Consider the following 21,688-nt stretch of genomic DNA (forward strand, 5'->3'; position numbering starts at 1 on the left):
GCCCGTACGCGCCCGGGTCACGCCGTCCTCAGCCCCGGCGCCGCCGGGACGCGAGGACCAGCAGTCCCACGACCCCCACGACGGCCAGCGCGGCCGGCACGATCCGCTCGGGCCGGGGTGCGCCCTCCTCGTCCACGAACTGCGCCCGTACCTCGCTCACCACCTGGTTCACCTGCACGTATGCGCGGCCGAGGGTGTGATCGACGTTCGCGACGACCTTGGCCCTCGCATCCCCGACGATCGTCTTCGGGTGCACCCGCACCCCGATCTCGTCGAGCGTCTCGGCCAGCACTTCGCGGCGGCGCCTGATGTCCGCCTCGATCTGCGCCGGGGTTCTGGTGTCCGACGTGTCCGCCACCGTACGGCCTCCGAAGTCTGCTGATGCTGTTCCGGACAGTCTGTCAGCTCCTGCCCGCACCGCACCGCAAGGCCCCCCGGTTAGGCTGGTCCGATGAGCGAGCGACTCCAGCCCGGGGATGTTGCCCCCGCCTTCACCCTCCCCGACGCCGACGGCAACGACGTCTCCCTGTCGGACCACGAGGGCCGCAAGGTCATCGTCTACTTCTACCCGGCCGCACTGACCCCCGGCTGCACCAAGCAGGCCTGCGACTTCACCGACAACCTGGAGGTCCTGGCCGCCGCCGGCTACGACGTCATCGGCATCTCCCCCGACGAGCCGGCCAAGCTCGCGAAGTTCCGCGACAAGGAGTCCCTGCGGATCACCCTGCTGGCCGACCCCGACAAGCGGGTCACCGAGGCCTACGGTGCCTACGGCGAGAAGAAGAACTACGGCAAGACCTACCTCGGCGTCATCCGCTCCACGGTCGTCGTCGACGAGCGGGGCAAGGTCGAACGGGCCCTGTACAACGTCCGCGCGACGGGCCACGTGGCGAAGATCATCAAGGACCTGGGCATCTGACCGTCCCGCTCCACGGCCCCACCGCGCCGGACGCGGCGTCCGGTGTCGCGCGGTGACCGGGAAACCCCCGGAGCGCGGCACCGGTGACCGGTAGCATGTGCGTGGCACGCGGCCGTGGCGGAATTGGCCTACGCGCAACACTTAGGATGTTGTGGGAGAAATCCCTTGAGGGTTCGAGTCCCTCCGGCCGCACACATGAGCACGAGGCCCGTCCGGCACGCCCGGACGGGCCTTCACGCTGTCCGGGTCAGCCCACCAGTTCCCGGACCACCGGGACCAGCGCCCGGAACGCCTTCCCCCGGTGGCTGATCGCGTTCTTCTCCGCGGGGCTCAGCTCCGCGCACGTACGGGTCTCGTCCTCCGGCTGGAGGACCGGGTCGTAGCCGAAGCCGTTCGTGCCGGCGGGGGCGTGCCGCAGGACGCCCCGCAGCCGGCCCTCCACCACCCGCTCCGTGCCGTCCGGCAGGGCGAGGGCGGCGGCGCACGCGAAGTGGGCGCCGCGGTGTTCGTCGGCGATGTCGGACAGCTGGGCCAGGAGCAGTTCCAGGTTGGCGCGGTCGTCGCCGTGCCGGCCCGCCCAGCGGGCGGAGAAGATGCCGGGCGCGCCGCCCAGGACGTCGACGCACAGCCCGGAGTCGTCGGCGACGGCGGGCAGACCGGTGGCCCGGGCCAGGGCGTGGGCCTTCAGCAGGGCGTTCTCGGCGAACGTGACGCCGGTCTCCCTGACGTCGGGGACGTCGGGGTAGGCGTCCGCGCCGGTCAGTTCGTGCGGCAGTCCGGCCTCGGCGAGGATCGCCCTCAGCTCGGTGATCTTTCCGGCGTTGCGGGTGGCGAGGATCAAGCGGGTCATGCCCGCCAGTATTCCCCGCCCCCCGCTCACAGCTCCGTCTGCCCCGCCCCGCGGAGCGTACCGAGGTCGAAGACCTCGGCCATCCTGGCGAAGCCCAGGTCACTGGGGTGCAGATGGTCGCCGGAGTCGTACGCGGCACGCAGCCTGCGGGGGGCGTAGGGGTCCCGCAGGGCCCGGTCGAAGTCGACGACGGAGTCGTACACGCCGCCGGCCCGGATCCGGGCGTTGACCTGTTGCCGTACGGCCTCGCGGGCCGGGGTGTAACCGCGGTGGCCCTCGAACGGCATCAGGGTGGCGCCGACGGCCTTCAGACCGCGGGCGTGGGCCTGGCGGACGAGGGTGCGCAGACCCGCGACGATGCGGTCGGGGTCGGCCAGTCGCGGGTTGCGCAGGATGTCGTTGACGCCGAGGTCGATGACGACGGCCCTGGCGTTGGTGCGGGAGAGCGCGTCCCGGCCGAAGCGGCCGAGGCCGCTCTGGTTCTCGGCGGGCCGGCCGAGACCGTCGGCGAGGACCTGGTTGCCGCTGATGCCCTCGTTGACCACGCTGTAGCGCGGCAGCCGGCGCCCGCTCTCCAGGGCGGCGCGCAGCCGGCCGGCGAGGATGTCGGGCCAGCGGTGGTTGGCGCCGACGGTGGAGGTGATGCCGTCGGTGATGGAGTCGCCGAAGACGACGACCGTGCCGTCGGCCTCGTTGCTGAGCACGTCCAGCGCCGTCAGGTACCGCCAGTACGGGGTCTGTTCGGTGTACGGGTCGCCGGTCGTGTCCTCGGCGCGCTCCCCGTCGGCGACGAACGACGTCTGGCGGGCGTGCGGGTGGTAGGTGACCGGCCCGGAGGGGGTGGGGGAGTACGTGGTGACGAGGACGTCGCTGCCGCGCGGGATGGTGAGGCGCACGGCGTCGCTGACGATCTGTCCGCCGGCCGGGACGACCACACCGGTGGCGCCGCCGAAGGTGAGTCGCCGCATCGTCGCCGCGTCGGCCGCCGCGGTGCCGTCCCCCGCGGAGAGGGCGAGCGTGGCGTGGGTGAGGGTCAGCGGTGACTGGCCGTACAGGTTGGAGAGCGTGATGCGGGCACTCGTACCGCCGGTGGCGGCGTGCACGACGTTGCGGACCGAGCGGCCCGCGAGGCCGGCCGTCTCCGTGCCGGGTTCGCCGCCGACGGGGGCGGTGGCCCAGGCGCCCACCCAGGTGCCGGTGGAGGCGGGGGCGGCGGCGGAGTCGCGGTGCGGACGGCTGTCGGCGAGGGTGCCGCGGACGGCGCCGGTGCTCCCGTCGTCGGCCGCGACGGTGCCGTAGACGGCGGCGGACAGGGCCACGACCAGCGCGACGAGTGCGCACAGGACGGCATAACCATGACGCTTGGTCATGCTTGTGTTGTTCTCCTCGGGAGACGGGAGCCCGAGGCTCCGATCTTGCTGAGCCCATGATCCGTCATGGGCCGGGGAAGTCTGACAGGACCCTGCCACTACTCCCGTCCAGACAGACGCCGGGAACGTCGGTTTCGTTCCAGGAGTCGGTCAGGAAGGGACAATTGTGTGCGGGATCACCGAACGGGTGGAGCTGATGGAACCTACCGATACGGGAACGACCGACCGGGGCACGTCGTACCGGGCCATGACGGCTTTCACCCCGGCCGACGAGGAGCGCCGGCGCGGGGTGCGCCGGATGAAGCTCACGGCGACGGGGCTGCTGCTGGTGGTGGCCGTGGTGTACGTGCTGGCCAAGGTGGCCGGCCACGCGGGAGCCGGGACGTGGACGGCCTATGTGGCGGCGGCGGCCGAGGCGGGCATGGTGGGCGCGCTCGCCGACTGGTTCGCGGTCACCGCCCTCTTCCGGCATCCGCTGGGCCTGCCCATCCCGCACACCGCGATCATCCCCCACAAGAAGGACCAGCTGGGCGTCTCCCTGGGCGAGTTCGTCGGGGAGAACTTCCTCTCCCAGGACGTCGTGCGGCAGCGGCTGCGCGCCGTCGGGATCGGCAGCCGGCTCGGCGGCTGGCTGGCCGAGCCGGAGCACGCCGACCGGGTCACGGCCGAGCTGGCCACCGCGCTGCGCGGCGCGCTGACGGTGCTGCGCGACTCGGACGTGCAGGCGGTGGTCGGCGAGGCGATCACCCGCCGGGCCGACGCCCGGGAGATCGCCCCCGGACTCGGCAAGATGCTGGAGAAGGTCGTCGCCGACGGCGGCCACCGCCGCGTGGTCGACCTGGTGGTCAACCGTGCCCACGACTGGCTGGTGCTGCACCGTGACGACGTGATGGTGGCCGTGGAGGGCGGCGCCCCCGGCTGGACCCCGCGGTTCGTGGACCGCAAGGTCGGCGAGCGGGTCTACAAGGAACTGCTGCGCTTCGTCACCGAGACGCGGGACATGCCCTCCCACCCGGCGCGCGGCGCCCTCGACCGGTTCCTCACCGACTTCGCCGCCGACCTCCAGTCCGACACGGACACCCGCGCCCGGGTGGAACGGCTCAAGACCGAGGTGCTCGGCCGCGGCGAGGTGCAGGAACTGATCGCCTCCGCGTGGACCGCCGTACGGTCCATGATCGTCGCGGCGGCGGACGACGAGCGCAGCGAACTGCGGCTGCGGGTGCGGGCCGCGCTGCTGTCGCTGGGCACCCGGATGGCCACCGAGGCCAAGGTGCAGGACAAGGTCGACAGCTGGGTGGAGGGCGCGGCGGTGCACGTCGTCACGACCTACCGCAAGGAGATCACCTCACTGATCACGGACACCGTCGCCGGCTGGGACGCCGAGCACACCACCCGCAAGATCGAGGCGCACATCGGCCGCGACCTCCAGTTCATCCGGATCAACGGCACGGTCGTGGGCTCCCTGGCCGGGCTGCTGATCTACACGGTCTCGCGCGGACTGGGCGCCTGACGGGCACCCGCCCGGCCCCGCCCGGACGCCCGCCCGGACTGTTCCCGCGCCGTCCGGGCACCCGGTATCCCGTCCTCGGCGAGGAGGGAGCCCATGAGCACAGCGCAGGCCGAAAGAGGCCGGACCATCACCACCGACATACCCGCACGGCTGGACCGGCTGCCCTGGTCCCGCTGGCACTGGACCATCGTGATCGGCCTGGGAACCGTGTGGATCCTGGACGGTCTGGAGGTCACGGTCGTCGGCAACATCGCCAGCCGCCTGTCGGAGCCCGGCAGCGGCCTGTCGATCAGCTCCGGACAGGTCACCGGCACCGCGGCCGCGCTGTACGTCGCGGGCGCCTGTGTCGGCGCGCTGTTCTGGGGCCGGCTGACCGACCGGTTCGGCCGGAAGAACCTCTTCATGATCACCCTGGCGGTGTACCTCGCCGCGACGGCCCTGACGGCCGTCTCCTGGGAGGCCTGGTGGTTCTTCCTGTTCCGCTTCCTCACCGGCTTCGGCATCGGCGGTGAGTACGCGGCGATCAACTCCGCCATCGACGAGCTGATCCCGGCCAACTACCGCGGCCGCGTCGACCTGATCATCAACGGCAGCTTCTGGCTCGGCGCCGTCGGCGGCTCCCTGCTGTCCATCGTCGCGCTCGACACCGACCTGCTGGCCGCCGACGTCGGCTGGCGGCTGACCTTCGCGCTGGGCACCGTCCTCGCCCTGGTCATCCTGCTCGTACGGCGGCACGTCCCGGAGAGCCCGCGCTGGCTGCTGATCCACGGCCGGGACCGGGAGGCCGAGGACATCGTCACCGACATCGAAAGCCGGATCGAGGCCGAACGGGGCGAGCGGCTCCCCCGGCCCGAGGGCGAGCTGGAGATCCACCAGCGCAAGAACGTCACCTTCCTGGAGATCGCCCGCACCGTCTTCGGCCGGTACAGGAAGCGGGCCGTCCTCGGGTTCTCCCTCTTCATCGGCCAGGCGTTCCTGTACAACGCGATCACCTTCGGCTTCGGCGCGATCCTGACCAAGTTCTTCGACGTGCCCGCCGACCGCACCGGCTACTACTTCGCCGTGATCGCCATCGGCAACTTCTGCGGCCCGCTGCTGCTCGGCAGGTTCTTCGACACGGTCGGCCGCCGGATCATGATCTCCTCGACCTACATCCTGTCCGGCCTGCTGCTCTTCGGCACGGCCTGGCTGTTCGACCGGGGCTCCCTGAGCGCGGTCACCCTGACCGCCTGCTGGTGCGCGGTGCTGTTCTTCGCCTCCGCGGGCGCCTCCAGCGCCTACCTGACGGTGTCGGAGATCTTCCCGATGGAGACGCGGGCGATGTCCATCGCCTTCTTCTACGCCCTCGGCACCGCGGCCGGCGGCATCAGCGGCCCGCTGCTCTTCGCCGACCTCACCAACACCGGCAAGGTCGGCGACACGGTCCTCGCCTTCTCGATCGGCGCCGGGCTGATGTGCGCGGCCGGCCTGGTCGCGGCGGCCCTGGCGGTACGCGCCGAACGCCGCTCCCTGGAGGACGTGGCCCGCCCGCTGACCGCGGTCGGCGGCGGGGCGAAGACGGCGGCTAGCACCTCCTGACAGGACGGTCGGCCGGCCCCACGGGCCGACGGCGTGGTGCCCTAGGCGCCCGTCGTCGAGCCCGGCCGGACGATCATCAGGACCGTCACGGTGGCCCACAGCAGGTTGAACAGCCCGGTGTACATGGCCAGCCGCGCGGTCGCCCCGGCCCGGTCCGCACTCCCCTCCAGGAGCGCGGACTGGGCCGGCAGCACGAAGGCGCCCAGGACGACGGCGGCCAGGACGGTCAGCACGATCGACACCACCAGCCAGGGACTGCCGAGCACGCCCAGCTGCCGGGCGGTGGCGAACCCGAAGACCGGGACGACGACGCCGACGAGGGCGTACACGCGGCATATCCGGTGCAGCAGGCGGAGCGCACCCGGGGCGCCGGCGTCGGCACCTGCGTCGGCGGTGCTGGCGCTGGTGCCGGTACCGGGGACGGGGACCGGGGCGGCGAGGGCGCGGCGTGCGACGGGCGGGAACATGCTGGCCGCGACGGCGACGGGCCCGACGGCGAGGATCGCGGCGAGGACGTGGACGGCGAGGAGGAACTTGGTCACGGAGCGACCGTAGGGGCCGCGAAGATCGCGCGGCAGTGGCGGAAATGCCGACTGCCGACGGATTCCCGCCAGCGGCGGGCCTACCGGCCCCGCACACCCCGGCACGCCGGTGACCCGGTGGGCGGAGAGCCGGCGTACGACTAGGTTCCTGCCATGCACACCGTGGCCGTACTGGCGCTGGACGGGGTCGTCCCGTTCGATCTGTCCGCCCCCATCGACACCTTCGGCTGGGCCCGGCTGCCCGACGGCCGGGCGCCGTACCGGGTGCGGGTCTGCTCGGTACGGGAGGAGGTGAGCGCCGGCGCCTTCACCGTGCGGGCGCCGTACGGCCTGGACGCGCTCGCGGAGGCCGACACGATCATCCTGCCGGGCGTCGCGGAACCCCCGGAGACACTGCCGCCGGCCGTCGCGGAGGCCCTGCGCGCGGCGGCCGCGCACGGCACCCGCATCGCGTCCGTCTGCGTCGGCGCGTTCCTGCTCGCGGCGACGGGCCTGCTGGACGGGTTGCGCGCGACGACCCACTGGTCGGCGGCCGGACAACTGGCCGAGCGGTACCCGCGGGTGACCGTCGACCCGGACGTCCTCTACGTCGACAACGGCCAGTTCCTCACCTCGGCGGGCGCCGCCGCGGCCCTCGACATGTGCCTGCACATGATCCGCCGGGACTTCGGCTCGGCGGTCGCCGCGCACGCCGCCCGGATGTCGGTGATGCCCCTGGAACGGGAGGGCGGTCAGGCCCAGTTCATCGTGCACGACCTGCCTCCGGCCCCGGCGGGCGCGATGCTGGAACCCCTGCTGGGCTGGCTGGAGGACCACTGCGACCGGGAGCTGACCGTGGGGGAGATCGCGGCGCGGGCGGGCATGAGCACCCGCACCCTCAACCGCCGTTTCCGCGAACAGACAGGCACGACCCCGCTGCGCTGGGTGCACCGGGCGCGGGTGCGGCGCGCCCAGTACCTGCTGGAGACCACGGACGACCCGGTGGAACGGATCGCCACCCGGACGGGCTTCGGCTCCCCCACCACCTTCCGCGAACGCTTCCGCCGCGTGGCGGGCACGAGCCCGCAGGGGTATCGGCGGGCCTTCCGCGCGAGGGAGGTCACCTGACCCGGACCGGGCGGCCCGGCCGGGTCGGCCGGGTCGGTGCCGCCATCGGGGTCGGCCGAGGGGGTGGCCAGCGGCCGGGGGCGACCCGGCGCGGCCCCGGGGGCCCGGTGCGTCCCTAGGACTTGCGGTCGGCGACGACCCAGGAGGCGAGGGCGACGGCGCCGGCGACACCGAGCACGGACGGCCAGGCGCCGACCTTCTTGGCGAGCGGGTGCGAGCCGGCGAACCCGGCGACGTACGCCGCGGTCAGCGCGCCCGCGGCCGTCCCGCCGGCCTGCCGCTGCCACCGCCGTGCCGCGGCGGCACCCGCCACGGCCAGGACGGCCCCGCCGAGCTGCCGCTTCTTCGTCCAGCGGGCGACGCCGTAACCGCCGACGAGCCCGGTGGCGGCGACGACCGCGCTGGGAACCCTGGCCATGAGTGCCTCCTCGGGTGTGCTCCTGCTGTGCCTCTGCTCGATGTCCCCGGCGTGCCGGAGAGCTCCTCCGAGGCTAACGTCCGCGAGACCCGACGAAACGAACCTGAGTCGAGGCTTGTCAAGTTTCCGGCGGAGAGTTATATAAGAAGTCGTAGGGCATCGCATCCAGTTCCCGAAGAGAGGAGTGACCCGTGATGCTCATGCGTACCGACCCGTTCCGCGAACTCGACCGTCTCGCGCAGCAGGTCCTCGGGCCCGGTGGCCGCCCGGCCGCGATGCCGATGGACGCCTACCGGTCCGGCGACGACTTCCTCGTCCACTTCGACCTGCCCGGCATCGACCCCGAATCGATCGAACTCGACGTCGAGCGCAACGTCCTCAACGTCCGCGCCGAACGCCGCGGCGCCGCTCCCGAGGGCGCCGAGATGCTGGTCGCCGAACGGCCCACGGGTACGTTCACCCGCCAGCTGTTCCTGGGCGAGACCCTGGACACCGAGCGCATCGACGCCTCGTACGAGGCCGGGGTCCTCACCCTGCGCATCCCGGTGGCCGAACAGGCCAAGCCGCGCCGCATCCGGATCAGCGGCGGGAGCGGCGACCGCAAGCAGCTCAGCGGCTGACGCCGGGCCTGGAGGCCCGCGCAACGTCCCCGCCGCCGGCCGCGCAGACGCGTCCCGTGGCCCGCACCCGGGCCCCGGGACGCGGCCCACGCCCGCATCGGCGGTGCGACCCGGACCGCACGCCCCGCCCCACCCCGCCGTCACCGCGCACGGCCCCCGACACCACCCCCACCCACCACTCGCCCCCACTCACCCACTCACTCACCACAACGGCCCGCAAGCCGCCTCATGGCACACATCACGCCACATGCCGCGCATTGGCCGAACTCACGCTCATGCCCGCCGCGTTATGGGGTACCGGGCTTGCGGTGCCCCGAAGCGTTCCGGAGGAGGAGCCAGCACGATGACCGTGACAACCCCGCAGCCGAGAACCACCATCCCCACCCCGTCCCCCTCTCCGTCCCTGCGCCCCCGCGTCAAGGACGTGACCGAGGACGCCGGCTGGCGGGAGTTGACCGAGGCGGTCCGTGAGGCGGGCCAGTACCCGACGAGGACCGAGGCGGAGCACGTCACCCGTACCGTCCTCGCGGCCCTCGGCGCCCACGTCACCGGCGAGGAACGGGTGGCCCTCGCCCAGGCCCTCCCCCTGGAGGCGGGTCAACTGATCGCCTCCCAGGTCCCCGAGACCACCCCCCTCACGGCCCGCGAGTTCGTCGAGTCGGTGGCGGCCCACGTCGAGGGCTCGACGCCCGCGACGGCCCGCTGGGACGTCAGCACCGTCCTCAACGTCCTCTCGGACCACATCGGCGGCCCCCTGACCACCCGCGTCCTCACCCAACTCCCCCCGGGCTACGCCCTCCTCTTCGGCCGAGCGGACCTGGCAGCGACGTCCTGACCCGACAGGGCGCCGCGCTCCTGGGGCGGCGCCCCTGTCGGCCGTGGTCCGGTCGTATCCGCCAGGTCGGTCGATGTCAGTGATCGACCAGGTGCGCGAAGTACCCCAGGTCCGGGCGGTCGGGGGTACCCACGAGCAACGCGCGGTCCAGCAGGATGTTGTTGTGCTCGCAGCTCGTCTCGGGGAGCATCACGCAGGCGTGGCAGGCGGCCAGGTTCGTCCCACCGGCGCCCGACACCTCGCTCTCCATGCAGAGCGGGTCGGAGGAACACCACTCGGCGCGGTGGACTGCCGAACGGATCGTGCGATCGAGGACGTCCGGTTCGCCTTGCGCGACGAGCCCGCCGAGACTGCCGGCGGAATCGCTCGTGGCCGTGTAGACGAGTACCCCGGCCATGTCGTCGGCGGCGTAGAGCCGCTCCCGCAGCGCCGCGGCCGGGTAACCGGCCTCCAGGCTCCATTCGTCGATGAGCACGTGGGCCAAGGTGTGCAGCAGCACCATGCGAGGGGTGGCCGGGGAGGGGACGACCCGGCTGGGGTCGCCGGCCCGCTGTTCCAGCACCCGTTGGTGAGCGCTACGCATCCGCTCGACCCGGGCCGCCACCGCCGGAGCCTTCTCCCAGGCGTCGAGTCGGTCCTCGTCCAGGCGGAGGAAGACTCCCTCGCCGCGCACCTCCATGGCCGGAAGCCAGCGCAGGGGGGAGTCGGAGAGCGGCATCTCCTTCGCCTCGGTCGTGGACTCGGGGTCGGCGAGCCGGGTGAACGCCTTCAGAGCGCGCACCTCGCGGAGCTTCTTGACCAGCATGGGGCCGGTGACGCCGAGCGGACCGAGAACGCTCCGGTCACCTCGTGGGGTCTCGCAGACGAACTGCTCGTCGCGAGAAAGTGCCCGTTCGTCGTTGCCCGAACGCAGACGCTCGTACTCCTTGTTGCGCAGGGCGCGGTAATGATGGTCGGAGTCGGCGGTCGAGTCGCCGTCGGGATCCTCCTCGCGCTCCGCCTCGAGCAGCGTCATCACCTCGTCCAGCGGTACGGGACATCCTTCCGGGAAGGCGCCTGCGAGGTATATCTCGATGTGTTCGCGCCTGTCGTACCGACGCAGGGCTTTCCAGTGCCCGGCGAGGGGATCCGCCCGGCCGTCGCTCCACGGGGGGATGGAGAGCGCCGACTTCAGCACCGGTTGCCACACCGTTGAGGAACCGCGCTGCAACGTGCGCAGAGGGAGCCCACAGTCCTCGGCGGGGGCGGACGTACCGAGCCAGGGACGGTGGCCCCGGCAGGTCAGCCCCAGGTCCTTCAGGGCGTTCCTGCGGAAGGATCCTTCCATCGAGACCTCGGGAACCTGCCCACAGGTGCACGAGACGAGGATCGAGCGGAGCGAGGAGGTACGGCCGGACGATCGCAGCCTGAGCCTTCCCCCGCACTGCCCGGACGTCCTGACGTCCCGGTCGGTGGAGCGGTGCACCCATTCCCGGTACGGGAACTCGCCGAGATGTCCGGCCTCGCAGGCGACGACGAAACGGGAGGGGACCAGGTCGACCCCGCACTCGCCGCAGACACTCCGACCGGCCGGTGGGTCGAAGTCACGGTGTCGCTGGAGCTCCCTGCACTCGGGGCAGGAGTGCATCACGGGGAAGCGCCTGACCCGCAGACCGTCCTTGCTGCTGTCGTCGGACGCGGGCGGCAGCCTGAAGTGGTCGACGCCGAGCAGTCGGGCCAGACGTCGTTCGTGGATCCGCGGTGCCTCGTCGGCACGCCAACTCCTGTCGGCCTCGTCCAGCCCTGAGACGACGAAGGACTCGTGATCGACGGCGATGAGCGATCCGACGCCGTACGTGGTGATCGCCTGGGCACGCCGGACCGCACCGCGCCGCGGGAGGTTGTGGGCGGGGACGGCGCCGTTCGCGCCGGTCCGGCGACGACGGGCGGGGGGCGGGGTCATCGGCTTGCCTCCATGAACAGGGCGGATTCGGCATCCACGTCGCGCAGGCTCCACAGCGTGGGCCACGCCTCGGCGTCCTCGGACTCGTCGTCGTAGGCCTTCAGGAGCGAAGGGGCGCGACTGCCCCTGCGGGGTTCGAACAGGAGACCACTGTCGATGTCCGCCTCCTCGCACCACCAGTCGACGAATTCGTCGAAGCCCTCGGACACCGCGTCGGTCTCCTCCGGGGCGACCTCGCGGACGCGGTCCAGGAGCACGGACCTGATACGGCCCCGGAGCAGATGCTTGTAGGACTCGACCCTGCCGGCCGCCTCGTTCGGCCGGGCGGCGGGAATCATGAGGCGCGCCAGGGCGACGATCACCGCATGCAGGCCCCGCTCGCGGGCGCGGGCGGAGAACGGAGTGACGGAGGTCGACTCGACCTCGCGGTAGAGGGCCGAATGGAAGTGCTGGAAGTTCTCGTAGTGCGAGCGGTCGCGGGATCGCGCCGAGTTCAGCATGACCGCGACCAGGCCGGGGTGAGCGCGGCCGACCCGGCTGGTGGCCTGGATGTACTCGGCGGTCGTCTGCGGCTGACCCATCACGGCCATGAGACCGAGACGGTCGACGTCCACCCCAACCGCGATCATGTTGGTCGCCAGCAGGACGTCCACGGTGTCCTCGTCGGGCAGTCTCTTCTCGATGCCCTTGAGGCGGGCGGGGATCTCACTGGCGTCGACACGGCTCGTCAGCTCCGAATAGTTGGCGACCGACCGGACCGCCACCCCTTCCCGCTCGGCGAGCAGTTCCAGATAGGCCACGACGTCGTCGTGCACCTGGAGCTCGGCCGCGGAGAGCAACCGCAGACTGTTGAAGTACCCGACCAGGGTCCAGTACGCGTCGCGCACCTCGTCCTCGGTCTTCGCGTGCTCGACCCGGTGCAGCAGCGTCGCGTACGTGCGGATCAGCAGGGTCGACTGGCTGGTGCCGGGGGCGAGGAGGCCGACATAGCGACGGCTCGCCTTCTCCTCGCGCGGTGTCTCCACGGCGAACCACGAGTCACGGGCATCCAGGCCGGCGGGGGGGAACTGCCGTACGTCGCGGGCGAAGAGGTGCCGACCCTGGTCGGCCGCGCGACGGATGGTCGCCGTGGAGGCGATCACCTTGGGGCGGCCCGCGAGCGCGTCCACGGCGGTCTCGTAGAGACCGGTGAGCGTCCCCAGCGGACCCGAGATCAGGTGGAGCTCGTCCTGGACGATCAGTTCCGGGGGAGGGGTGCCGTCGTCCGGATCGTCGAGATTGAAGAGGGCGGAGGTAGCCGGACGCCACGGCATGGAGGCGAACTTGTCGACCGTGGCGATCACCAGTGTCGGACGGGCGTCGTACACCGCCTCGTCGATCAGGTGAACGGGCAGGCCGCCGGTGAAGTCGCAGTCGGTACCGGGACAGCGGACTTGCATCCGCCTGGCGTCCTCGTCGACCTCGTAGTCCCGGGCGTCGAGACGGGTCCCGCACCAGGGGCAGGCATGCAACTGGACGGGATTCTCGGTGGCGAGGCGCTTCCCGAGGTTCGCGCGCAGCTCGTCGAGCTTCCGGCCGGCCTCGACCAGCGTGTTCGGGGTGGCCGAGCGGCCCACCCACATACCGATGGAGAACTCCTCGAGCCCCAACTCGGGCATGTGTCGCCGCATCTGTTCCATCGCGCAGAGCAGGATCGCCGCACGCTCGAACTGCTGGAGGGTGAGCAGCCGCAGTGTGTAGCGCATGAGGACGGTGACACCGCCGCCGTCGGCGCCTCTGCGGATGCGTCGCAGGAACGACGTGAGAGCGATCAGCCCGAGGTAGGCCTCCGTCTTGCCGCCGCCGGTCGGGAACCACAGCAGATCGGAGATCCGCCGGTCACGGTGGTCGGGGTCGTCGATGCCGGCCAGGCAGAGCAGCACGAACGCGATCTGGAAGGGCCGCCAGCGACCGGTGGCCGGGTCCGGGGCACCCGCGCATCCGCTCTTCACCCAGACGCTGCGTGCGCGCTGGTCGGCCATGGCTCGATTGGCGAGCCGGAACGCCCTCATCAGGTCGGGCTTCGCCCGCAGCAGCTCGATGCCCTCGCGGATCCGGTCGAGTGCCTCCCGACAGGCCTGCACATGGTCCCGCGCGGGCTTGTCGTGGGGGCCTTCCGCCAGGGACGCCGCCTCGGTGGCCTTACGGGCGATCCAGTGCTCGTAGCCCGTCGCCAGCTCCTCCAGGGCGGTCAGCACCTCCGTGTCGGACTTCTCCGCGAGCCCCAGCATGGACAGGGCCGAGCTGTCGATCTCCGGGTTGGAGTCGGTGAGCAGCACCTCCACTGTGGGCACGAAGGCACTGCGCACCTCGGTGACGGCGGCCGGGACGGTCTCGGTCATGCCGATCGGCTGGGGGGTCCAATCCCATTCGGCGGCACAGCCGTGACCGATCGCGAAGGACGGGGCATGGCGGTGCAACAGTCGGCTCGTGGCGATGTCCGGGTCGTGGGCCGCGATCGGCGCGGGACGCTCGACGAAGGCGGTGGAGCCGTCGGCCGCTCGCACCCTCAGACCGCACTGGAACAGGGAGAAGGCATCCCGGAGATCCCACTCGCCGACCGTGCGCATGTTGATCAGCGTGACGGTGATCGTGACCGTGCCGGTGGTCGGATCGGGCCGCCGGACGTTGACGTGCAACGCGGCTTCCTCGGTGAGTTCCAGGAGCTCCCCGGGAGCGGGCCGGGTCACGTCGACGATCCGGTCCGGGAGGACGAGTTTCCTGCGCCGCCAGTGCTCCCGCTGGTCCGCGGTGGTACGGGCCTCGGCGCGGCGGGCCGGCATCGGATTGCCGTCGGCATCGGTGGGCTCGTAGACGGCCGCGCGCGCCGAGACCACGATCGACTCGCTCATGGTCGGGTCGACCGCGAAGGTGAGGCCCATCGAGGAGGGACGCCTGTCTCCCCCGGTGACGATCTCCTGCGCGGAACCGGACTCCTCCACGTCGTCACGGGTGAGCAGCGGAGGGACGTCCAGCCCGTCCTGCTCGGCGACCGCCTCGTCCTGCCGTGTCCGCGTCGTCGTGCCCGCGGCACGCGGGTGGAGCACGCCGGTCGGATAGCGATCGATGGGTGCGTCACGGGTGAGGATCTCGTCACGGTCGTCCGGCACGGCGTCCTCGGCGGGACCGAGGAGTTCACGGCGGAGCCCCACCAGAAGTTCCTCGTCCCGGACGCGGTAGTGCTCGGCGTGTCTGCCTGTCACCTGCTTCATGCGCGCTGCTCCTCGTGGTCGTCGGCTCTCCGGTACCGGCCGATGCCCGTGATCCGCGGGGCGATCCAGGCGCCCCGCTCACCGAGTCCGGCGTTGGCACCGGCGGCGGTGCTGCCCGTCACGGTCTCCAGGGTGTCGATCCACAGGTCGTGGATCTCGTCGGGCCACCAGGGATCCCGGTCACGGTTCACCTTCTGCACCTGGAACAGCTCCTCACGGAAACGCTGCGAGGCCTCGCCGATCTCCCGCCCGTCGTGCAGGAGTGCGTACGGCGGGCTCTGCGACTCGCCCATCGGCATGTCGTGCCGCTTGCGCCACCGCACCGGCCGGCCGGGGCGGACCCGTTCCAGGAGGTACGCCTGGGTGGCGACGGCGTCCGTCGCCGTGCCGGGCGGGTTGTCCCGGCACACGTCACCCGCCTCGGCGACGATGCCGTACCTGTCGTAGGACCGCCAGGAACCGAGATAGCGGCGGCCGTCACGCCGGCCACCCGCTCTCCTCAGATGCGGCAGCTCGGGCGGGGTCACATGGTGCAGATCCTTGCGGGCGCGCGTCATCGCCACGTACAGCGCGCGCGCCTCCGCAGGGAGATCGAGCTCGTCCTCGTACCGCCTGTGCAGGTCGGCGATGGTCGGCGGGGTCAGGACGATCACCCGGTCGAACTCCAGCCCCTTGGCTCGGTGCACCGTCGAGACGACGATCGGGGCGGTCTCCGGATCGACTGCCTCGTCGGGGAACCTTCCGTCGGCGACCGCTCGGCGGAGCCGGTCCAGGTCGAGCACGCCCCGCCCGGCGCCGCGGGCCACCCGACGCAGCACGGCCCACAGGGCGTCGGTGTTCGGTTCGTACGGCAGAGGGATTCCCGCGAGCAGGGAACGGAACCGGTCCTCGGTGAGGCCGGTGGCCTCCGTGCCGCGCAGCAGTTCGGCCACCCAGTACGGCACCGGACGCTCCTCGAGCGGGCGTCGCAGCCTGTGCTCCACGCCATGTGCGTGCAGCAGGCCGGAGACCGCGAGGGCCTCCCGGTTGTCACGGGTGAGGACGACGCAGGTGTCGGTGAGCGCCCGCAGGCCCGCCAGGGTGAACGCGTCACCGAGGTCGCCCATGCCGTTCACGGGGTCCAGCAGCAGGTCGCGCAGTTCGTCGTAGAGCGTTCCCGCCTCGTCGGGGCTGCCGACCTGCTGGAGGCGGGGACCGTGTGCCAGCGCGACGCGGGCTTCGGCCGTGTCGGCCCGGAAGTTCCGGGTGAGCCGCAGCTCGACCAGATCGTCGGGGTAGGAGTGGCGCAGCCAGTCGAAGAATCGGCCGGTCTCGTCGGCGCGTTCGCGCGGGTCCTCGATCTGGAAGCCGTAGACGGACTGGGCGGCGTCCCCGACGACTGTGAAACCACAGCTGTCCTGGTAGCGGTCGAGGAGTGCCTCCACCAGTTCACGGCGGCCGCCCAGCAGATCCTGCACCTCGTCGATGACGACATGTGTCGGCGGGACGGCGTCCCCCACCTCCAACGCGCCCTTCTCTATCGCCCGGGTCGCGGCGACGATCCGCTCGTCGAAGGCGACCGCTTCCCAAGGACCGTCCGGATGCGCCTGGCGGAGTACCTCGTGGGCCCACGCGTCGAACGTGCGGGCACGCACCCGTCGGGCCCTCTCCCCGTGTCGGGAGATCCGTTCCCGCAGTTCCCGGGCGGCGGCCCGGGAGAAGGTGAGCACGAGGATCTCGGCAGCCTCCAGGGACTCCTCCGGGTTCTCGTGGCCGCACAGCGCGTCGAGTCGACGTACCAGGGTGTGGGTCTTGCCCGCACCGGCTCCGGCGGTCACCAGGACGCGGGCGTCCCAGGGCTGCTCGACCACGGCCCGCTGCTCGTCGGTGAGCGGCGGACTGTCCAGGTAGACATCGGTCACTTGGGGCTCCAGAGGTGCTCGAACCGGGTGAAGGCCAGCCGGGTGTCGAAGTTGGCGATGTTGTCGCTGACATCGAGGATCAGGCAGGTCGGCTTCCCGCCGTTCTTCGGCCCGCGCAGCCCCCGACCGATCATCTGCTGGTAGACGTTGGTGCTGTAGACCGGGCGGGCCACCACCACGACGCGTGTGGCGGGGGCGTCGAACCCCTGCGTCAGGACGCCGTAGTTGGTGAGAACGCGGAGACGTCCCGCCCGGAAGTCCTCGATCCGTCGTCGTCGGTCCTGTGCGCTGGTCGTCGAGTCGACGGCGGCGGCCGGGACACCTCGGTCGTTCAACAGCGCGGCGAGGTAGTTGGCGTGATCGACGGAAGTGGCGAAGAGCAGGGTCGGACAGCCGTCGAGACCGACCACCTCGTCGACGATGCGGCGGCTGCGCGCGTGGTCCTCCGCCAGCCGCTGCTCGGCGGAACGTGAGAGCGTGGCCATGCGCTCGGCCTGCGCCTTCTCGTCACGGGTCAACTCGATGCTGCCGCCCTCCAGGGTGCGGTGTTCCACCTGTGCCAACATCCCCCATTCCTGGAGGTCTCCGTAGGGATCACCGGAGGGGAAGACTCCCTCGTCGAGACGCCGGCCGCCGAAGCGGTTGACCAGACGACGCGTCTCCTCCTCGTTGGTGTTGCGGAACGGCGTCGCGGTCAGGCCCAGGAGATGGCGGCGGGTCTCGTACTGGGTCAGCCCCAGGCTTCCCAGGATGTCGGTGTACCGGGAGGAGATGGCGGTGTGGGCCTCGTCCACGATCACCAGTGAGGCACCCCGCAACCACTCGTACTGCTCGGTGTCCAGGCATCGCTCCAACTTGGCGTCCGTGGCGACGACCAGGTGCGGATGCCCCAGCACGTTCCCCACCTCGTTGCCACCCCATAGCCGACCGATCGTGAGAGGTCGCTCGGCCCCCACCTTGCTCCACACGAACTTCCAGCTCTGCACCGCCTGCTCGCACAGTTCCTCGGTCTGCGCGATCCACAGCAGGGGGCCTTGCAGGTCACCGACCCGCTTAACCCAGCGGATCACGGCCTCCGCGGTGACCCGGGTCTTACCCGCTCCGGTCGGCAGCGACAGCATGGCGCGCTGAGGGGCCAGTCGGTCGAGCAACGTGGTGATGTTGCGGACCAGGTCCTCCTGGTAGTCGTGGAGCCGAGGGAAGTCCCGCGGACCCTCGATCGTCTCGGACGCCGGTGGTGACGGCGTCCGGGAACCTGCGAAGGTCACCGGCAGCCCCAGGCTCGACACGAATGCCACGGCGGCGGACGAACCGCCGTATCCGACGGGCGCGTTGGGGAATCTGGCCTGGATGTCCCTGGCGTGGTGGTGGAGCACCCTGTCACCGCGCGAGTTGAAGGCCATCTGCGCGATGCGGTGACCGGACGGCTCCGCACCCCCGGTGGCCTCCAGCTCCGCGTCCATCAGCCCTTCGGGCAGACCGGACCGCAGGGCCTCCGCGCCGACCAGCAATTCGATCTTGGTGACCACGTCGTCGGCGTCACGGACGGCCTTGAGGGCCGCCTTGGTCCTGCTGTCCCGCGCCATCCGCTCCTGGTGCTCCAGGACGGCCCTGCAACCGGCGGCGCCCAGCCCGAGTTCCAGTTCACGATCGATCAGGCGGAGCATCGGCTCGGGCCCCAGGGGGACCAGGACCTTGATCGTGGATCCCTGACGGACCGCGTCCAGGGGGCGGGTCTTGGCGGCGTTCGGCGTCCGGGTCACCTCCTCGAGCTCTTTGCACGGCTGTACCGTGCTGTTCCGGTTGCCGCTGTTCAGCCGCAGTCGCAGGGCGGGGTACAGCTCGACGAGGGGGACCGCATCGCCGTCCGGGACCTCGCGGGTCTCCCGGGTCACGGTGTCGGTGTACCGCTTCATGTGCCACTTCTCGACCATCAGCTCGGCGTCCTCGGGAGTCGCCACGAGCAGGGTCGGCAGCTGTTCGGCGCGCAGTGCCCGGTACTCGGTGGGGCCCACCGCGACGGTGATCTCCTCGTCGGGGCGGGTGTCCCACGCGTCGCCGATCCGGCAGCGGGTCAGCGAGTCCTCGGGGAAGGCCGCGCCGAACCGGGTGAGCATCACGTAGGTGTTGCCGACGAAGGCGTCGTCCTCGCTCCGGGACACCTCCGTGAGGAGGGACGCCCAATGGTCGGCGGGCACGTCGTCGATCGTGGTGGGAAGGCGGAGCTTGCGCGCCTTCTCGGGAGAGATGTCGGCGACCGGCAGCACGTCGCGATAGGCGGCGAGCTGGGGCCCCACCGCCTGGTCGAGGGATTTCATCCCCTGGGAGGTGAGCACGGTGCCGTACTTCTTGAGCATCCAGCGGATGGGTGACATCACGGCCTGCCGGGTGCTCGACTGGGCACCGATCTGACGCGTCCAGTTGTCCACCACCGCATCGTCCGGAAGCGCCTTCAGGAAAGCCGCACGGGACTCCTCGGACAGGGACCGGAAGAGGTGCAGCGGGCCACCGATCGCGGATCCCTCCACCTTCGTACGGTTGAGGGACGGGCGGGGGGCGCGCCGATCCAGCCCTCGCAGGTAGGACGCGTGGACGGCCTCCCGATACTCCTCGAACCAGGCCTCGCCCTCCGGACGCACCGACCCCGACGGCAGCTCCCGCAAACCGATCTCGCGGAAGAAGGCGAGGTCGTCGGAGTGGAAGTCCGTGTCGACGGCGATGCTCGCATCGCGTCCCGCGTCGACCACCGCACCCGGCAGCATGCAGTCGCGCACGGGACGGAACCTCCCGTCGGCCGTCCGTACGCGGAGGGTCTCGCGGGCGTTCGGGACCTGTCGGAGCACGACGTGCGTCAATCGGCGTCCGCCTGCCTGACGGAAAAGGCCCCAGAAGCGCTCCCATTCGGCGCTTCCGTAGTCATCGAAGCCCTGGTCGAGCACGCTGATGAACCGACCTTCGACATCCGCCTCGCGAATACCGAGGAGGTTGAGGGCGGCGGCGAGGTCCGGGTCCCGCCCGATCTCGCCGACCACGTACACGAGGGACTCCCGAAGTCCGTCCTCGTCCGCACGACGGAAGACCTGACCGGGGACAGGAGGGACCAGGCCGTGCTCCTCGGTCAGTACGATCTTCGCCTTACGGGCCTCCTGGGCCGCCGACGACCCGGCCTCCACAATGTCGGCCAGGATGCGGATCGCCGTGGCCGATGCCTCGGCGGTGCCGCATTCGACCAGCGCCTCCAGCCAGGCACGCACGTCCGCCCGCCGGTGTCCGGCCGCGGTGAGGATGTGCTCCACCTTGCCCGAGCGCAACGGGTCGGCGTCGGCGTTGGGATGCAGCCAGTCCGAGGGCCGGCCGGGACACTCGTGCCACATCCGTTGCCAATCGGCGTTCCGTTCCTTGTCCAGACGCGGAGGGATGCGCAACTCGGCCGGGACGCGCAGAACGCCCTCCTGATCGGGGAGCGACGGGCGGACGGCCGTTCGCTCCCAGATCTCCCGGGTCAGGAACTCGTCGGCCCAGCTGATCGCCTCCTTCACACGACCGGGCAGGAGCGGAAGATATGCGGCGGGGTCCTCGTCAGGCGCCAGGCGAGGCAGAGAGTCGACCACCAACGCCGCGGAGACTTTGATCATCTCCACGTTGAACGCGGACGAGTCGAGCAGGTTCTGCCGGTCCTCGTTGGTCTTCCAGGCCCCGTTGAGGATGCCGCTCAGAGACATCTCGTACTTGGTCGGGAAGAAGGACCAGAACCGTCCGCGGCCCCGGGACTGCGGGCTCACGTGGAGCCCGTTCCTGCCGTCCTTCTCCAGGGCGGGCACCGCCCAGGCGAGATCCAGCGTGAGGCGGTCGTGCAGTTCGCCGGCGTCGTCCCTGGCCGCGAAACCGGGTTCGTGCGTGACGGAGAAGACCCGCCAACGGGCGCTGACGGCCGCTCCTCCCGTCGCGTCCGTCCGTTCCTCCGTCACCGTGTGCAGGTCCCCGGTCTGCTCGGTGGTCAGCACGCGGCGGACGGCGGTACGGGGCCGGCGATCCTCGAGGACGACCTTCGCCACGTGCGGGGAGAGCAGTTGGAAACCGAGCGGGAACTCCTCGCGGGCCGATCCGGCGGCCGTCCGCCCGCCGTGCATGTCCAGCGCCAACCTGCCGGCGGCCCCGGCGAGCAGAGGCAGACGGACCACCGTCGTGGCCCAGCTCAGGAGGTCGTCGAGGACCGCATCCTGGGCGCGTTCGGCGTCCGAGTCGAGAGGGCGCGCCATGCGCAGCACCGGCGCCTCGAACCGCTCGCCCAGATGTTCCCGCACGCCGGGCACGGCTCGTATCGTTTCGAACGCCCACTCGCGGTCGAAGCCGAAGGAGCCGGAGCTGCTGAAGAACTGCGGGGTGTCGGTGACGACCAGAACGGATTTCACACCCACGCCGAAACGACCGATCTGGCCTCCCCGTTTGCGCGACATGCTCATTCGAAGAATGGTCTCCGTGCCCTCGGGTGTCACCGGGTCGCCTTCGTTCGCGCAGTACAGGTGCGTGTCGGTGAGGACGACCTGGACGGAGCCCCCGGGCTTCGCGGCGATCTCGTCGGCAGCGTTCTGCACCAGTTCGAAGAGTTGTCGATCGCCGTATCCGCCCTGGGTGATGCGGCGTTCGCCGTTGGCGTGCTCCGGGACGAGGCCTGGGTCGACCTCGTAGGTCTTCAGAACACGGGAGGACTGTTCGATTACCGTGCGGACGACCGGTGGTGGCAAGGCGGACATGGATTTTTCACGGCTCCTGCGTCGAGTGGCATGTAGAGCAGCCGACAGAGTCGGACGTGGGTCGATGTGAGCTCGGTCGACCTGCGGTGAT

Annotated in this window: 15 protein-coding genes and 1 tRNA gene; 7 read left to right on the forward strand and 9 right to left on the reverse strand. The window is 71.1% G+C overall.

All coding sequences use genetic code 11. From position 1 onward, the window contains the following. Window positions 1-28: 28 nt before the first annotated feature. A complete protein-coding gene (locus tag ACIQVT_RS31710; protein WP_403762013.1) occupies window positions 29-358 on the reverse strand; it encodes a DUF3618 domain-containing protein in 330 nt (109 codons plus the stop codon). Between the two features lie 93 nt (window positions 359-451). Between ACIQVT_RS31710 and bcp the strand changes: the two genes are divergently transcribed. Both bcp and ACIQVT_RS31720 read left to right on the forward strand, forming a co-directional pair. Continuing rightward, complete coding sequence (bcp, locus tag ACIQVT_RS31715; protein WP_403762016.1) at window positions 452-919, forward strand: thioredoxin-dependent thiol peroxidase; 468 nt, start codon at window positions 452-454, stop codon at window positions 917-919. A gap of 108 nt (window positions 920-1,027) precedes the next feature. After that, window positions 1,028-1,111: transfer RNA gene (locus ACIQVT_RS31720), tRNA-Leu, on the forward strand. 55 nt (window positions 1,112-1,166) lie between these two features. Here the strand turns inward: ACIQVT_RS31720 and rdgB are convergent. Further along, entirely contained in the window at window positions 1,167-1,769 is a 603-nt protein-coding gene (gene rdgB, locus ACIQVT_RS31725; RefSeq protein ID WP_403762019.1) for an RdgB/HAM1 family non-canonical purine NTP pyrophosphatase, read from the reverse strand. 26 nt (window positions 1,770-1,795) lie between these two features. Beyond that, window positions 1,796-3,139 (reverse strand): SGNH/GDSL hydrolase family protein, encoded by a 1,344-nt coding sequence (locus ACIQVT_RS31730; RefSeq protein WP_403762022.1) that lies wholly within the window; start codon window positions 3,137-3,139, stop codon window positions 1,796-1,798. A 166-nt stretch (window positions 3,140-3,305) separates the two neighbouring features. Here ACIQVT_RS31730 and ACIQVT_RS31735 point away from each other — a divergent pair, with 166 nt between their 5' ends. Both ACIQVT_RS31735 and ACIQVT_RS31740 read left to right on the forward strand, forming a co-directional pair. Next, window positions 3,306-4,649, forward strand: coding sequence for a DUF445 domain-containing protein (locus tag ACIQVT_RS31735; RefSeq protein WP_403762025.1), 1,344 nt, complete (start codon window positions 3,306-3,308; stop codon window positions 4,647-4,649). A 93-nt stretch (window positions 4,650-4,742) separates the two neighbouring features. Further along, window positions 4,743-6,227 carry an MFS transporter gene (locus tag ACIQVT_RS31740; protein ID WP_403762028.1) on the forward strand — a complete coding sequence of 495 codons (1,485 nt, stop codon included), beginning with the start codon at window positions 4,743-4,745 and terminating at the stop codon, window positions 6,225-6,227. Between the two features lie 41 nt (window positions 6,228-6,268). Here the strand turns inward: ACIQVT_RS31740 and ACIQVT_RS31745 are convergent, their stop codons facing one another. Continuing rightward, window positions 6,269-6,769 carry a hypothetical protein gene (locus ACIQVT_RS31745; protein ID WP_403762031.1) on the reverse strand — a complete coding sequence of 167 codons (501 nt, stop codon included), beginning with the start codon at window positions 6,767-6,769 and terminating at the stop codon, window positions 6,269-6,271. 153 nt (window positions 6,770-6,922) lie between these two features. Here ACIQVT_RS31745 and ACIQVT_RS31750 point away from each other — a divergent pair, with 153 nt between their 5' ends. Beyond that, window positions 6,923-7,876, forward strand: a complete 954-nt coding sequence (locus tag ACIQVT_RS31750; protein ID WP_403762034.1) for a GlxA family transcriptional regulator — start codon at window positions 6,923-6,925, stop codon at window positions 7,874-7,876. Between the two features lie 115 nt (window positions 7,877-7,991). Here the strand turns inward: ACIQVT_RS31750 and ACIQVT_RS31755 are convergent, their stop codons facing one another. After that, window positions 7,992-8,294 carry a hypothetical protein gene (locus ACIQVT_RS31755; protein ID WP_403762037.1) on the reverse strand — a complete coding sequence of 101 codons (303 nt, stop codon included), beginning with the start codon at window positions 8,292-8,294 and terminating at the stop codon, window positions 7,992-7,994. Between the two features lie 194 nt (window positions 8,295-8,488). On the opposite strand from ACIQVT_RS31755, the gene ACIQVT_RS31760 reads away from it, so the two are divergent. Together ACIQVT_RS31760 and ACIQVT_RS31765 are read left to right on the forward strand one after the other, a co-directional pair. Continuing rightward, entirely contained in the window at window positions 8,489-8,914 is a 426-nt protein-coding gene (locus tag ACIQVT_RS31760; protein ID WP_403762040.1) for an Hsp20/alpha crystallin family protein, read from the forward strand. A 343-nt stretch (window positions 8,915-9,257) separates the two neighbouring features. Further along, a complete protein-coding gene (locus ACIQVT_RS31765) occupies window positions 9,258-9,749 on the forward strand; it encodes a DUF2267 domain-containing protein (RefSeq protein WP_403762043.1) in 492 nt (163 codons plus the stop codon). A gap of 76 nt (window positions 9,750-9,825) precedes the next feature. Here ACIQVT_RS31765 and drmB read toward each other — a convergent pair whose 3' ends face one another. From drmB to ACIQVT_RS31785, 4 genes are read right to left on the reverse strand one after another with little or no spacing between them, the layout of a single operon-like run. Beyond that, window positions 9,826-11,691, reverse strand: coding sequence for a DrmB family protein (gene drmB, locus ACIQVT_RS31770; RefSeq protein ID WP_403762045.1), 1,866 nt, complete (start codon window positions 11,689-11,691; stop codon window positions 9,826-9,828). Further along, on the reverse strand, window positions 11,688-14,942 hold the full coding sequence (locus ACIQVT_RS31775; protein WP_403762048.1) for a helicase-related protein: 3,255 nt from the start codon (window positions 14,940-14,942) through the stop codon (window positions 11,688-11,690). Before ACIQVT_RS31775 ends, drmB begins: the two co-directional genes overlap by 4 nt. Beyond that, window positions 14,939-16,843, reverse strand: coding sequence for a UvrD-helicase domain-containing protein (locus tag ACIQVT_RS31780; protein ID WP_403762051.1), 1,905 nt, complete (start codon window positions 16,841-16,843; stop codon window positions 14,939-14,941). Before ACIQVT_RS31780 ends, ACIQVT_RS31775 begins: the two co-directional genes overlap by 4 nt. Beyond that, window positions 16,840-21,597: a DEAD/DEAH box helicase gene (locus ACIQVT_RS31785; protein ID WP_403762054.1), complete on the reverse strand. Its 4,758-nt coding sequence runs from the start codon at window positions 21,595-21,597 to the stop codon at window positions 16,840-16,842. Before ACIQVT_RS31785 ends, ACIQVT_RS31780 begins: the two co-directional genes overlap by 4 nt. Between the last annotated feature and the right edge of the window lie 91 nt (window positions 21,598-21,688).

The organism is Streptomyces sp. NPDC100445 (assembly GCF_044759735.1).
Taxonomy (GTDB): domain Bacteria; phylum Actinomycetota; class Actinomycetes; order Streptomycetales; family Streptomycetaceae; genus Streptomyces.

What these genes read in the sequence shown, in the direction of transcription:
- bcp (WP_403762016.1), top strand. Translation starts at nt 452, where the DNA reads ATGAGCGAGCGACTCCAGCCCGGGGATGTTGCCCCCGCCTTCACCCTC.
- rdgB (WP_403762019.1), bottom strand. Translation starts at nt 1,769, where the DNA reads ATGACCCGCTTGATCCTCGCCACCCGCAACGCCGGAAAGATCACCGAG.
- ACIQVT_RS31730 (WP_403762022.1), bottom strand. Translation starts at nt 3,139, where the DNA reads ATGACCAAGCGTCATGGTTATGCCGTCCTGTGCGCACTCGTCGCGCTG.
- ACIQVT_RS31740 (WP_403762028.1), top strand. Translation starts at nt 4,743, where the DNA reads ATGAGCACAGCGCAGGCCGAAAGAGGCCGGACCATCACCACCGACATA.
- ACIQVT_RS31750 (WP_403762034.1), top strand. Translation starts at nt 6,923, where the DNA reads ATGCACACCGTGGCCGTACTGGCGCTGGACGGGGTCGTCCCGTTCGAT.
- ACIQVT_RS31755 (WP_403762037.1), bottom strand. Translation starts at nt 8,294, where the DNA reads ATGGCCAGGGTTCCCAGCGCGGTCGTCGCCGCCACCGGGCTCGTCGGC.
- ACIQVT_RS31760 (WP_403762040.1), top strand. Translation starts at nt 8,489, where the DNA reads ATGCTCATGCGTACCGACCCGTTCCGCGAACTCGACCGTCTCGCGCAG.
- ACIQVT_RS31765 (WP_403762043.1), top strand. Translation starts at nt 9,258, where the DNA reads ATGACCGTGACAACCCCGCAGCCGAGAACCACCATCCCCACCCCGTCC.
- drmB (WP_403762045.1), bottom strand. Translation starts at nt 11,691, where the DNA reads ATGACCCCGCCCCCCGCCCGTCGTCGCCGGACCGGCGCGAACGGCGCC.
- ACIQVT_RS31775 (WP_403762048.1), bottom strand. Translation starts at nt 14,942, where the DNA reads ATGAAGCAGGTGACAGGCAGACACGCCGAGCACTACCGCGTCCGGGAC.
- ACIQVT_RS31785 (WP_403762054.1), bottom strand. Translation starts at nt 21,597, where the DNA reads ATGTCCGCCTTGCCACCACCGGTCGTCCGCACGGTAATCGAACAGTCC.